Annotated in this window: 11 protein-coding genes; 4 read left to right on the plus strand and 7 right to left on the minus strand. The window is 71.2% G+C overall.

The features are described from left to right. The 3 genes from VKH46_03220 to VKH46_03230 all read left to right on the plus strand — a co-directional run. Window positions 1-1,202 (plus strand): anthranilate synthase component I family protein (locus VKH46_03220; protein ID HKB69826.1); only part of this gene is annotated, 1,202 nt, incomplete at its 5' end. Beyond that, window positions 1,199-1,999 carry an aminotransferase class IV gene (locus tag VKH46_03225; protein HKB69827.1) on the plus strand — a complete coding sequence of 267 codons (801 nt, stop codon included), beginning with the start codon at window positions 1,199-1,201 and terminating at the stop codon, window positions 1,997-1,999. The genes VKH46_03220 and VKH46_03225, both read left to right, overlap by 4 nt. Further along, window positions 1,996-2,922, plus strand: a complete 927-nt coding sequence (locus VKH46_03230) for an MBL fold metallo-hydrolase (protein HKB69828.1) — start codon at window positions 1,996-1,998, stop codon at window positions 2,920-2,922. Before VKH46_03225 ends, VKH46_03230 begins: the two co-directional genes overlap by 4 nt. 13 nt (window positions 2,923-2,935) lie before the next feature. On the opposite strand, the gene VKH46_03235 is transcribed toward VKH46_03230, so the two are convergent. The 7 genes from VKH46_03235 to VKH46_03265 all read right to left on the minus strand — a co-directional run bounded on the left by VKH46_03235 (window position 2,936) and on the right by VKH46_03265 (window position 11,576). Then, window positions 2,936-3,748, minus strand: a complete 813-nt coding sequence (locus VKH46_03235; GenBank protein ID HKB69829.1) for a PHB depolymerase family esterase — start codon at window positions 3,746-3,748, stop codon at window positions 2,936-2,938. Then, complete coding sequence (locus VKH46_03240) at window positions 3,745-4,950, minus strand: heparan-alpha-glucosaminide N-acetyltransferase domain-containing protein (GenBank protein ID HKB69830.1); 1,206 nt, start codon at window positions 4,948-4,950, stop codon at window positions 3,745-3,747. Before VKH46_03240 ends, VKH46_03235 begins: the two co-directional genes overlap by 4 nt. A gap of 28 nt (window positions 4,951-4,978) precedes the next feature. Further along, window positions 4,979-6,712: a hypothetical protein gene (locus VKH46_03245; protein ID HKB69831.1), complete on the minus strand. Its 1,734-nt coding sequence runs from the start codon at window positions 6,710-6,712 to the stop codon at window positions 4,979-4,981. 51 nt (window positions 6,713-6,763) lie between these two features. Continuing rightward, window positions 6,764-8,776, minus strand: a complete 2,013-nt coding sequence (locus VKH46_03250) for a molybdopterin-dependent oxidoreductase (protein HKB69832.1) — start codon at window positions 8,774-8,776, stop codon at window positions 6,764-6,766. Window positions 8,777-9,163: 387 nt separating this feature from the next. Further along, window positions 9,164-10,057 (minus strand): DMT family transporter, encoded by an 894-nt coding sequence (locus VKH46_03255; protein HKB69833.1) that lies wholly within the window; start codon window positions 10,055-10,057, stop codon window positions 9,164-9,166. Further along, window positions 10,054-10,968: a hypothetical protein gene (locus tag VKH46_03260; protein HKB69834.1), complete on the minus strand. Its 915-nt coding sequence runs from the start codon at window positions 10,966-10,968 to the stop codon at window positions 10,054-10,056. The genes VKH46_03255 and VKH46_03260 overlap by 4 nt, the downstream gene beginning before the upstream one ends. Continuing rightward, entirely contained in the window at window positions 10,965-11,576 is a 612-nt protein-coding gene (locus VKH46_03265) for a hypothetical protein (protein HKB69835.1), read from the minus strand. The genes VKH46_03260 and VKH46_03265 overlap by 4 nt, the downstream gene beginning before the upstream one ends. Window positions 11,577-11,739: 163 nt before the next feature. Between VKH46_03265 and VKH46_03270 the strand changes: the two genes are divergently transcribed. Beyond that, a partial coding sequence (locus tag VKH46_03270; GenBank protein HKB69836.1) for a DUF6600 domain-containing protein occupies window positions 11,740-12,928 on the plus strand: 1,189 nt, incomplete at its 3' end.

Below are 12,928 nucleotides of genomic sequence, written 5' to 3' on the forward strand. Positions count from 1 at the left end.
TGGACGGCTGGAGCGATGACGGCCGCTGGACGATCGCCCTTCCCGAGCCGATCGACGCGTTCCGGGCGGAGATCGGCGAGACCGCGAAGCTCGAGAGGTTTCTCGCCGACGCCGCGCGCCCGGTTCGGAAGGGGAGCGGCCCCGAGCCGTTCGCCGGCGGATGGGTCGGGTTCCTCTCCTACGAGCTCGGCGCGGCATGGGAAGGCGCGCCGCCGCGTCTCGATCCGGTCCCGGAGCCCGCCGCGCTTTTCTACCGCCACGACTCGGGATGGACGGTCGACCCGGCGGGGAACGTGAGGCCGTTCGGCCGCGCCGGCGCCCTTCCCGCGGCGCGGCGAATCCCTCGGGTCGAGAGCGGCGGGACCGGGTCGATCGGAGAATCCCTTCCCCGGGAGCGTTACGCGGCCGCGCACGAGGCGATCCGGGAGGGGATCGCGCGCGGCGACTTCTACCAGGTCAACCTGGCCAACCGCTTCGCCGCGCGGCTCCCGTCGCGGCCGGACGCGCGATCGCTCTACCGCCGGATCGCGGGGGACGAGCCGCCGCCGTACTCGATGCTCCTCCGCGCCGGCGATTTCGACGTGATCTCCGCGTCGCCCGAGCTCTTCCTTCGCGCGGACTTCGGGAGCGGCGCCGTCGAGATGCGGCCGATCAAGGGGACGGCGCCGCGCGGCGCCGCCCCCGCGGAAGACGCCGCCGCGGCCGCCGCGCTCGTCTCCTCGGCGAAGGATCGCGCGGAGAACGTGATGATCGTCGATCTCTGCCGCAACGACCTCGGCCGAGTCTGCGAAAACGGCTCGGTGGACGTGCTCGACCTCTGCCGGATACGCTCCCATCGCGTGCACCACCTCGAATCGGTCGTCTCGGGACGCTTGCGGCGGGGAACGATCGCCGCCGAGCTGCTCCGCGCGACGTTTCCGCCCGGGTCCGTCACCGGGGCGCCGCGGCGCGCCGCGGTCGCGGCGATCCGCGTCCTCGAGCCGTGCGCGCGCGGCGTGTACACCGGCGCGGCGGGATTCTTCGACGATCGCGGCCGTCTCGCGTTCAACGTCGCCATTCGCACGGCGGTCGCGGCCGGCTCGGAGGTCCGCTACGGCGCCGGCGGCGGCATCACGTGGGAATCGGCGGCCGCGCGCGAGCGCGAGGAGGTCGGGTGGAAGGCCGCCGAGTTCCTCGCCCTGTTCGAGGGGGCGCCGCGGTGAAGGCTCCGCGCATCACGCTCCCGGTCGACGCGCCGGCGCTCGCGCGGGGCGTCGGTTTCTTCGAGACGCTCTGGGTCCTCGACCGGCGGCCCGTCTTCTTCGAGGCGCACCTCGCCCGGCTGCGGACGTCGTGCGCCGCGCTCGGCGTTCCCGGGCCGCGCCCCTCGAGGGTTCGCGACGCCTCGAAGGCGGCGCTCCGCGGCGCGCGCCGCGGCGAGGAATACGGCATGCGGTGGTCGTATCTGGCGGTCGGCCACGACCTCGACCGGCCCCGGTCGTGGCGCTTCTTCGCCATGCTCTTCCCGGTTCCGCGGGAGATCCTCCGGAAACGCCGCGGTGTTCGGGCGGTGCTCCTGCCCCGCGGCTGGGAGCGGACGACGCCGCGGTGGAAGACGATCGACTACCGCGCGTCGATCGCCGGCGCGCGTCTCGCGCGCGGGCGGGCGGCCGAGGAAGGAATCTTCCTGGACGAGCACGGCCGTGTGCGCGAGGGGACCGCGAGCAACGTGTTCCTCCTCTCCGGGCGCCGGGCAGCGACCGCGCCGGTCTCGGCCTCGCTCCTGCCCGGCGTCGTCCGCTCGTGGGTGCTCGAGAACGCTCCGCGCGTCGGTCTCGCGATCGAGGAACGGTCCTTCCCGGCGGTCCGCCTTCGCCGCGGCGGCTTCTTCACGTCGAGCCTCACGGGAATCGCGCCGATCGAATCGCTCGACGGGGTGAAATGCGCGCCTCCGCCTCCGATTCTCGCCGAGCTGCGCGCGCTCTACCGGCGCACGGCCGAGGAAGCCGAATTCCGTTGAAACGCCTCCTCCTCCTTCTGGCGTGCGGCGCTCTCGCGTCGGCCGCGTCGGCCGCTCCGGCCGTCCTGACCGTCACGTTGCTCGGAACCGGCAACCCGCGCCCGGCGGTGCGCGGCGGTCCCGCGATCCTCGTCGAGGGAGGCGGCCGCGCCGTCCTGTTCGACGCCGGGCGCGGCGCCGAGGAGAAGCTCTTCGCGCTCGGCCTCGCGCCGAAGGTCGAGGTCCTCTATCTGACGCACCTCCATTCCGACCACACGGTCGGGATTCCCGACGTCTGGCTGACGGGCTGGCTTTTCGGGAGGTCCCTGCCGCTCCGGGTCTTCGGTCCGGCGGGGACGGGTGCGCTCTGCCGCGGGCTCGAGCGCGCCTTCTCGTTCGACGTCCACGTGCGGCGCGACGTCGACGAGAAGCTCCCCGCCGCCGGCGCCGTGCTCGACGCGCACGAGATCGGCGACGGCTCCGTCACGACGGAGGGCCCGCTTCGCGTCACGGCGTTCTCGGTCGATCACGGCCCGGTGCGCCCGGCGCTCGGCTACCGGATCGACGCCGGCCGGCATTCGGTCGTGCTCTCGGGCGACACGCGCCCCAACGACAATCTCGTGAAGTTCGCGCGCGGGACCGACGTCCTCGTTCACGAAGTGATCGCCCCCGACGCCGAGCGGGGCGGCGCCGCGGCGTCGTTCTCGCGTGAGCAGCGCGAGAGGATCATCGCCCATCACTCCACTCCCGAGCAGGCGGGAGAGATCTTTTCCCGGGTGAAGCCGAAGCTCGCCGTCTACTCCCACATCGTCCCGTCCTTTGCGACCGCCGCCGACCTCGTCGCTCCCACGCGGAAGACCTATTCGGGGCCGCTGGAGGTGGGGGAGGACGGGATGGTGATCGAGATCGGCGACGCGGTGCGGGTGATCCCGCCGAGGAAGTAGAGAAGCCCAAACTTCAGGGGCGCGGCGAGCGCGGGTGATTCCGGAAGAAGCGGACGACCGCCGGCCCGGCCCACGGCGGAAAGACGTGCCCGCCCGGGTGGATCCAGACTTCGACCGGCGCGCGGCGGGAGGAGCGGAACGCCCGGCACATCGGTCCGCACCGGCGCGTCTTCTTCGAGCAGCCGTCGACCCGGCAGGCCGTCTCGATCGCTCCCCGCTGTTGCGCGATCGGGAGGATCCGGTCGCGCTCCCCCGCGATCACCACGAGCGGCTTCGGGACGGCCGGGGCGGTGGGGGGCCAGATCTTGCCGGCGCAGGCCGCGAACCCGGCGAACACCGGCGCGCGCTCGGCCCAGAGCAGGTAGGTGAAGATCGCGCCGTTGGAGAATCCGGCGGCGTAGACGCGATCGGGATCGACCTTCCAGCGTTCGCCGATCGTCGACAGCGCGGCGTCGAAGAACTTCAGATCGCGGTCGCCGTCCTCGCCGGCGGTCCGCTGCCACCCCGGGAATCGCCCCTTCGGGTCGATCGCGGTCGCCGTCGGGAGCCCCTGCAGGTAGGCGACCACCGCTTGCGGCCACGAGTCCTGGATCTCCATCGAGCGCGCGGCCTCGCGCGCGTTGCCGCCGTGCCCGTGGAAGGCGAACACGAGCGGAGCGGGACGTCCGCCGCCGACGGCCGGCGGATAGACGAGGGCCCGGCGGGGGACTCCGTCGATCGTCCAGCTCATCGGGACGGGGTCGGGAACCCGGACGGCGGCCGCGGCGGCCGCGGCGACGAGCGCGACCGCCGCGGACAGGGGCGCGATCCGCGCGCTCCGGCTCACAGGTAGCTCAGCCACGGGTCGCGCCGGCGCGCCTTGAGCTCGGCGAACCAGCGGCACGGCACGTACAGGATCGCGACACCGGCGGCCCACGCGAGATAGACCGCGGGAAGACCGTAGCCGAAATCGGGGGGCGGTGGATGGCCCGGGCCGTCCTTCAGCGCGGCGCCGCCGTACGTGAAGAGGAACGCGGCGACGGCCATCGCGTGCAGGAGCGGGATGTGAATGACGTAGTAGAAGAACGGCACGCGTCCGTAGACCACCGCCTTCGAGGCCGCCGTCCGGGCCGGACGCTCGAGCCACGCGAGCAGCGCGATCGACGGGCCGAGCGTCATCAGGAGGTACAGGAGCGACGGCGGATACTTCTCGCAGTTGACGAACGACATCACCGTGAAGAGCGCGTTCTTCTGCGGCGTCCAGGGGCGGGGATCGCCGTACGCGTTCGTCCAGCGCAGCGCGACGAAGAGGAGCGAGAGCGCGGCGCCGCAGCGCCAGAGGAATCGCTTCCGCCGCGCGGGCTCCCAGTCGTAGACGGCGCCGAGCGCGTAGCCGGCCGCCATGACCCCCGCCCATGGGATCAGCGGATAGACCAGCATGAACGCGTGGCCGTCCGCCTGCGCGATGGGGGTCCACGAGGGGACGTGAAGGACGTTCCAGACCCACGCGGCCGGGCCGAAGGCGTCGGGGCGCACGCCGTCGAGGAGATTGTGCCCCGCGATCATCGCGATCCCGATCGTTCCCGCGACCGCGGGAGAAAACCGGACGAGCAGGGCGAGGAACACCATCGACCAGCCGATCGCCCAGATCACCTGGAGCACGATGACGTGCAGGCCGGGGTCGAACGACCATCCGAACGAGACGAGCGTGACCTCGACGATGACGAGCCAGAGCCCGCGCGTCCAGAGAAAACGCGAGAGCGTGCGCGGAGAGCGGCCGCGGGAGAGGGAAAGGCGCGCACCGGTCCCCGCGAGGAACACGAACACGGGGGCGCAGAAATGCGTGATCCAGCGGGTGAAGTAGAGCGGCGGCGTCGTGCGCGAGAGGTCGAGCGGGTCGAATCGCGCGTTGGCGAAGAAGTCGCGCGCGTGGTCGAGCGCCATCACGATCATCGCGAGCCCCCGCAGGACGTCGACGGAATCGATCCGGCGCCGCGCCGGCGCCGTCCGGGGGGCTCCCCCGACGGAGATCGCCGTTTCGCCGAGCATCGCGTTCGCCGTCCCCGCCGGAACGGCCTCAGCGGCCCGTCACGGGCGGCTTCGCGGGCCCTCCGGGCCGCTTTCGGGGGGGGCCGGTCTTCGCGGTCAGCGACTCGGCGGTCGTGTAGAGCGGTTCGATGTCGGTCGGAATGGCGGCGAGGCGGTCGACCGCCTTCCGGATCTCGGGGCGCAGCACCGCGTCCTTCTCCATCATCTTCTTGGCGCCCGCGTAGTCGCCCGTCGCCTCGAGGGTCAGCAGGTCATGGTCGAGGTCGGCGATCGCCTGCTTGATCTTCCCGAAATCGACGGCGAAGGTGCCGTCCGGCCGCGCGACGTAGCCTCCCTTGTCGAGGAGATAGTTCACCTGCATCGCCTGGCCGCGCGCGTGGGCGTCCTGGAGACCGAAGTGGAGCGTGCGGAACGCGGAGGCGAGGACGGTCGTGTAGAGCTTGCGCTCCTCGGCCGCGCCGCCCGGGATCGCCTTCGTGTCCATCATGCGCTGGAGCGCGAACATTCCGGTCACGTCCGCCTTCGCCTCCTCGATCGCGCTGTAGAGGTCCTTGAGCTCGAGCCGGGGGTTCGTCGCCCGGTCGCCCACCCGGATCTCGTGCGGGCCGAGCCCGTGGCTGAGCTCGTGCGCCATGATCCACGTGAAGAACATGTCGAAATCGACGTCCTTCCGGTCCTCGGGCGAGAGAACGATCTTCGAGATCGGGACGAGCGTCTTCTCGAACTTCGCCTGCTGAATGTTGCGGAGGAGGATCCTCTTGCTGCCCTTCTGCTGGACGACCCGGTCGTCGTTGGGAAGGTTGTAGGCCGCCGTCGCGACGCCGTGGTTCCCGTCCCCGGCGGCGAAGAGCTCGTTGACGACGCGGATCGGCGAGGCGGCGCCGAGCCGGGCGACCCGGTATTTCGGGTCCTCGGGAAGGTGGTCCTCGACGTCCTGGAGATGCTTCGAGAAGAACGCGACCTTCGCCGTCTCCTTCTCGTCGCGGATCGTGACGTAGGACTCGAACGCGGCCTTGTACCCGAAGAGCGCGTCGTTGTACGTCTCGTACGGGCCGATCGTGACGTCGACAGGGGCGTCGAGGTCCATCCAGGCGATGTCGCTGTCGTAATAGTCGTTCGACAGGAACGCGGATGCGCGCGCGGTGAGGAAGCGCTCGAGCGTCGCGTTGTCCGTGGCGGCGGCCGCCTCGCGAAGCAGGTCGGCGGCCCGGGCGAGATCGGCGCGGTACTCGCGGCTGTACGGGACGATCGTGAGCTTGCGCGAAGCATCCCGCCGGATCACCGTGTAGAACCCCTTCGCGGATTCCTGCTCCCCGGGGGAAAGCCCCTTTTCCCAGGACTCGAACTCCTCTTTCGTCATGTCTTCCGGATAGAAGTTGGCGCCGGGGGGCTTCGTGGCGGGAACGCCGGGGAGGAAGGCCGTGTATCCGTCGATCTCCGACCACGGTCCCTTGTTCATCCAGAAGTAGTGGAGCCGCGCGCGTCCGAGCGGTGACCGGTCGGCCTGGAGCTTGCGGTATTCCGCGCGGTTTCCGCTCCAGAGCTGGTCGAGGAAGATGTCGTTGACGATCCGGGAGGCGTCGATCAGCTTCGCGACGGCCTTCCGGTCTCCGGGCGAGAGCCGCGACAGATCCACGCGCAGGGGCGTCGGCGCGAGGCGGCCGGCCATTTTCGCGAGCTCGGCGGCGTCCGGCGACGAGCCGGCCGCCGCCGTTGCGGCGCCGATCGACGCCAGCAGGATAACGAGGAGAGATTTCGTCATTCGTTTCGCTCCTAACGGCCGGATTCTATGTCGTGTGAACGCCGACCCCGGTCATTCGGGAGAGGCGCTGCGCTCCACCTCGACGCGCGCGTCGTTGAAGCAGGCGCCGCCGCCGAGATCCGTCAGCGTGTCGGGGCAGAGGGCGTTGGCGCCGCGGCCGTTGCGCGTGTGGCGCGCCCAGAGCCCCTTCGGCAGCCGCACGACGCCCGGGCGGACCTCGGCGGTCACGCGCGCGAACGTGAGGACCTCGCCGAGCCCGTTGAAGACGCGGACGGGGTCGCCGGAGCCGAGACCGCGGCGGCCGGCGTCCTCCGGATGGATCTCGAGCGCGGCGGGGTCCCGGTCGAGCTCTCCCAGCGTCGAGCTGATCATCCGATCCGACGCGGGGGAGATGAGCGCGAGCGGGTGACGCGCGTCGTCCGGCAGCTCCCGGAAGGCGTAGAGGCCCGCCGGCGACTCGCGGTCGAGCGCCTCGGGAAAAAGGCGGATTTTCCCGTCCGGCGTCCGCGGGAACACGTCCACGAACTGGACCGGCCGCGCGCCGGAATCGGGGAAGGCGGCGCCGGTGGAATCGAGGCAACGGCGGATCTCCTCCGCGCGCGGGCTCTGGGCCAGGATCGCGGCGCCGATCTCCTCGGCGCTCTCGAGATCGCCGGAGCGGGCGACGCCCGTTCTCCGGCAGAGCTCCGCGAAGACGTCGACATTCGGCCGAGCCTCCCCTTCCGGCCGCGCGACCGGGCGCGCGTCGTGGAGGACGTACGCCCCGTAGCCGCGCGACATCTCGCGGTGCTCGAGGAACGCCGTTGCCGGCAGCACGACGTCCGCGTGCCGGGCGGTATCGGTCATCACCTGATCGAAGACGACGGTGAAGAGGTCGTCGCGGAGGAGCCCTTCCCGGACCTTCTCCTGGAGCGGCGCCGTCGCGAGCGCGTTGGAGTTGTAGACGAAAAGGACCTTCACGGGCGGCGCGGTCTCGGGAGCGAGGGCCTCGCCGAGCCGGTTCATGTTGACGATGCGCGTCCCCGTCTCGGGCGCCCCCTCCGCGGCGGCGGAGTCGAATTTCCAGGCGGGCGAGTTGCTCATCGTGTAGCCGCCGCCGCGGACGCCGAACTTCCCGGCGACGGCCGGCAGGGCCATGATCGCGGCCGCGGCGGAGCCGCCGTTGCGGTTGCGCTCGAGGCCCCATCCGCACCGGATCACCGCCGGAGAGATTTCGGCGTACCAGAGCGCGAGCCGCTCGAGATCCGCGGCGGAAACCCCGGCAGCCGCCGCGGCTTGATCGAGCGTCCAGACCCGTGCCGCCGCGCGCAGGCCCCCGACCCCGGTCGCATGGCGCGCGAGGAAACCCTCGTCCGCGCGGCCGGTCTCGAAGAGCCAGTGGATGAGCGAGAGCGCCACGGGCAGGTCCGCCCCCGGCCGGACCGCGAGGTGCAGATCGGCGCGCCGGGCGAGCGGCGTCGAGCGGGGGTCGACGACGACGAGGCGGGCGCCGCGCTTCTGCGCCTCGTAGATCTTCGGCACGAGATGGATCCCGGTGACGGAAGGGTTGGCGCCCCAGACCACGATGAGCCGGGCTTCCGCGTAGTCCTCGTACGAGACCCCCGGCATCTTTCCGTAGAGGCCCTCCGCGGCGCGCCGAGTCGGAGCGGCGCAGATCGTGCGCGCCAGGCGCGACGCACCGAGGCGCCGGAAGAGCCGCTCGTCGGTCGTGTCCTGGGAAAGATAACCGTTCGAGCCGCCGTAAGAGTAGGGAAGGATCGACTCGCCGCCGAAGTCGTCGCGGGCCTCGAGGAGCCGACGGGCGACGGCGTCGAACGCCTCGTCCCACGAAACGTCGTGAAATTCGCCGGCGCCTTTCGCTCCGGCGCGAATGCCCGGCCGCCGCAGGCGGTCCGGCCCGTAGAGGCGTTCCGGAAATCGCCGGACCTTGGCGCAGATGTACCCCTCCGTCACCGGGTTGGCTCGGCCTCCTCCGACGGAGACGACACGCCCGCCCTCGACACCGACCTCGAGGCTGCACGCGTCGGGGCAGTCGAGCGGGCACGCGCTGGGCAGGACTTGCACGCGCCGATTATCGCCGAGCGGCGGCACCCTCGACGGGACCGTTCTGGCTCCCTTCAGGGAGCCATCGCGAACGGAATCGCCGAGACGAAAACGGCGGCGGGTTGCCGTGGATCGGAATGAAGACGCAGAGGCGCGGCCAGACGTGCCGCGCAGGCGGCTTCGTTCCTCCACCTGCCGGCAGGCTGCGGAAACGGCGAAGTGCGGTGAGGCGCGAGCGAGACGCGCGCCCACCGGCCGCCGGACCCGAAGGCGTACTGTGAACGTACGTCACAGGGACCGGCGGCCGAGGACGCGCGTATGGCCATCGCACGGGCGTGCTCGGCGATCCGACGCGTCCGCCGCTGACGCGGCCTCCGCTGGATACCACTCGATGCATCGCCGCACCGGCTAATCGAGCTGGCGGACCATGGGCGGGCGCGAGACCACGAGCCCCACCGCGATCAATCCGGCCGCCACACCGGTCTTCGCGTTGGGCAGCTCGCCCAGCCAGACGATCGCGAGCGCCGTCGCGACGACGGGCTGCAGCGTCACGAAGATGGCCACACGGGAGGCGTGCGTCCGAGCGAGCGCCCAGGCGTTCAACATGTAGGCGGCGACCGAGGCGAACACGATCACCGCGGCGAGGCACAGCCACGCCGTCTCCGTCACCCGCGAGAATCGCATGCGCGCGATCGGCACCGCGGCGAAGACGAGGACCGGCGCCGCGCCCATCAGGAACGTGACCCGGATGAACGTCGCCGCCGAGTATTTCCGCAGGAGGTCGCGCGAGAGCACCAGGTAGAGCGAGTAGCAGGCGGCGTTGGTCATCAGGAGCACGTCGCCGAGGAAGAGGTCGCTCCGCCAGTCGAAGCGTCCCGCGCCGACGAGGACGAGGGCGCCGCCGAGCGCGAGCGCGCATCCGGCGATCTTGCGCAACGCCGCCGACTCCCGTCCGGCCAGGATCGCGAAGCCGAGCGTCAGCAGGGGAATCGTCGTCATCAGGATCGCGGCGTTGATCGCGGTCGAGAGCGACAGCCCCGTGATGAAGAAGATCTGGTTGACCGACACGCCGAGGAACGACAGCAGCCAGAAGCGGCCGCGGTCCTCGCGCGCGATCGGCTCCCTCGGCCGCAGGAGGGAGAGAAGCCACAGCAGGATCGACGCGCCGCCGACGCGGAAAAAAGCGAACGGGAGGGGCGGAATCGTCGCGAGGGCGATCTTTCCGATGACCGGGAAGACGCCGAGGAAGAGCTGGGCGGCGATGAGCGCCGAAAAGACCGGGAGCTCCGAGTCGGCCTTCACGCGTCTTTTTTTCGCTCGCCGTCGGGCTCGACTGTTCGCTCGCCGTCCGGCTCGACGATCCGTTCGATGCGCGCCTCGATTTCGCGCCCCCCGGCCGCGGCCAGCGTGGCGCCGTCTTCGACGTCGCGGCCGACGTAGCCGAGGCCGAGCGGGCCCGACGGCGACCGCGCGGAGGACGTGACGAGTCCCGCCTCGCGCGCCGGGTCGTCCGCGCGGACGAGGCGTTCCCCGGGAGCGGGAGGACCGCTCGAGAAGCGGAAACGGACGAGCCGGCGCGGAAGGCGCCCGTAGGTCCTCATGCGAGCGACGATCTCCTGGCCGACGTAGCATCCCTTCGCGATCGACACGGCCGCCGCGAGCCCCGCCTCGTCGGCAGTGCGCGATTCGTCGATGTCGCGCAGGTCGTCCGGACGTCCCGCTTCGATGCGCCGCGCCTGCGCTTCCTCCTCGGCCATCTCCGCGCCGGCCGCCGCCAGGCGTTCCCGGATCGCTCCCGCGCGGTCCGCGTCGACGATCCACGTCGCCCGGAGCTCGAAAAAGGGCGGCCACGCGTCGACTTCGTCCGGCGGGGGCGGCGCATCCTCGCCGTAGAAGTCGAGCCGGACGAACTTCGACGGAGGCGCCTCGACCCGCACGTCCCGGAAGAGCGCGTACTTGCCGAAATGCGCGGCCGCCCGCTCGACGCGGCCGGGGGAGAGCAGCAGGCGGACGCGATCGCCGCGATCGGCGGCCCGGAAGGTGAACAGGACCTTGCCGGTCGGCGTGAGCGCCGCGCTCCAGAGCGCGCTGCCGGAGCCGAGCGTCCGGAAATCCGCGGTCGCGAGGCCCTGCAGGAATGCCGCGCGGTCGCCGCCCGACACCTCCAGAATGCCGGCGGCCTCGCCGTGCCAGAGGAGCGGCGGATCGTTCACGGGCGGCGGCGGCTCTTCCGGGGCGCCGGATGCGAGATCGGGTTCTGGGCGATCGCGAAGCGGATCTCGCGGAGGACCATGTCAGCGGCGATCCGCGCGTCCTCGGACCCCTTCCGGCCGCCCGGGAGGTCGCCGGCGGCGTGGGAGCGGCGCGCTGAGTCGAGCTTCGCGCGGGCGCCCGCGAGATCCCGCCGGAACATGTCGATCTGCTTCGCGTCGACGTGCTGCGCCACGGCGACCGAGATCTCCTGTTCGGCGTCGGCGAGCTGCCGCTGCGTGGCCTCGATGTTCACGCGGAGCGCTTCGAGCATCTTCTTCCGGTTCTCCGCGGTGAGGCCGACGGCCGAGCGCGAGCGGGCGGCCGACTCGAGGGCGACGATCCGGGCGTCGCCGTACTTGCGCTGCGCCGCGAGCCGCTCCGCCTCGTGGAGAGCGCGTCGCGCTTCCTCGAAGGACGAGGGGGCATAGATCGGCGCCTGCGCCGCCTCGGCCTCGACGAGCCGCCGCTTGGCCTCGTCGATCTCCCGAGAGGGCCGGCGGGCGCACCCCGCGAGCAGGGCGGCGAGGAGGATACAAGCGCATCTCGCCGTCCGAGTAGGAGTGTGCATAATGACCCAAGAATATGACATCGCTTTCGGCACGAGGACGAGAACGGCGGCGATTCGCGGATCCAATGGGACACAACTTCCCCGTTTTCAGTAGCTTCCCGTTCCGAAACGAAATGCAGGGTTGGCACGAGCCTCGCAGCCTGTGCCGGCCGGAGGTTGCTCGATGAGAACCACAACGAAGACGAAGACTGCGCTCGGCCTGTTGACGGGGGCGATCCTGGCGATCGCGGCCCTGCCGGCGCGGGCGCAGGACTACGGAAACCAGGGCTATTACCCCGACTCCGGGGAAGATCAGATCCAGCAGACGGTCGCCCGCATCTCGTACGTCGACGGCGACGACGCGTCGTACAGCCGGGGAGACGCCCCGGACACGTGGGAGGCGGCGGTCGTGAACGTCCCGGTGACACTCGGCGATCGGGTCTACACCGGCGATCGCTCCCGGATGGAGCTCCAGGTCCACGGCGGCACGTTCGTGCGAATGGCGCCGCAGACCGATCTCACCGCGCTGAACCTCACGGACGACGTCAAGCAGTTGTCGCTCGCCGCCGGGACCGCGTCGTTCCGCGTCCGGCGGCTGCGCAACGACGAGGTGTTCGAAGTGGACACGCCCAACGTCGCCGTGACTTTCGACACGCCCGGCAACTACCGCGTCGACGTCGACGAGAACGGCTACTCGCACGTCGTCGTGCGGAGCGGCCACGTCACCGTCTCCGCCGCGGGGGGCGAGATCCCGATCTCGTCGGGCAACGAGATCTCGATCCAGGGATTCGACAACCCTTCCTACGACGTGGTCGGGCTCGGCCGGATCGACTCCTGGGACCGGTGGGTGAGCTTGCGCGACTCCCGGTTCCGCCGCGTCCGGTCCTACCAGTACGTCAACGCCGACGTCGTCGGCGTCGAAGATCTCGACCAGTACGGCCAGTGGCAAGACGTTCCGCAGTATGGACGGTGCTGGTCTCCGTCGTCCGTCCAGGCGGGCTGGATGCCCTACCGGGACGGCCAGTGGATCTGGCAGGACCCGTGGGGCTGGACGTGGGTCGGCGCCGAGCCGTGGGGATGGGCGCCGTACCACTACGGACGATGGGTGACCTACTCGTCCCGCTGGTACTGGGTGCCGGCGGGTCCGCGAGTCGCCGTGTCGTATTCGCCGGCGCTCGTCGCCTTCGTCGGCGGCGGCCCGGGGTGGTCCGCCTCGATCACGATCGGCGGGGGCGGCGGCTACGTCGGCTGGTTCCCGCTCGCTCCGCGCGATCCGTTCCTTCCGTGGTGGGGGTCGCGTCGGGATCGCGAAAGGCAGGTCAACATCACGAACGTGACGTACGTGAACCGCAATTACGTGACCGTCGTCAACC

It is taken from the genome of Thermoanaerobaculia bacterium (assembly GCA_035260525.1).
Taxonomy (GTDB): Bacteria; Acidobacteriota; Thermoanaerobaculia; order UBA5066; family DATFVB01; genus DATFVB01.

Excerpts from the sequence above, each read along its gene's own strand:
- VKH46_03240 (HKB69830.1), bottom strand. The coding sequence starts at position 4,950 with ATGCTCGGCGAAACGGCGATCTCCGTCGGGGGAGCCCCCCGGACGGCG.
- VKH46_03245 (HKB69831.1), bottom strand. The coding sequence starts at position 6,712 with ATGACGAAATCTCTCCTCGTTATCCTGCTGGCGTCGATCGGCGCCGCA.
- VKH46_03265 (HKB69835.1), bottom strand. The coding sequence starts at position 11,576 with ATGCACACTCCTACTCGGACGGCGAGATGCGCTTGTATCCTCCTCGCC.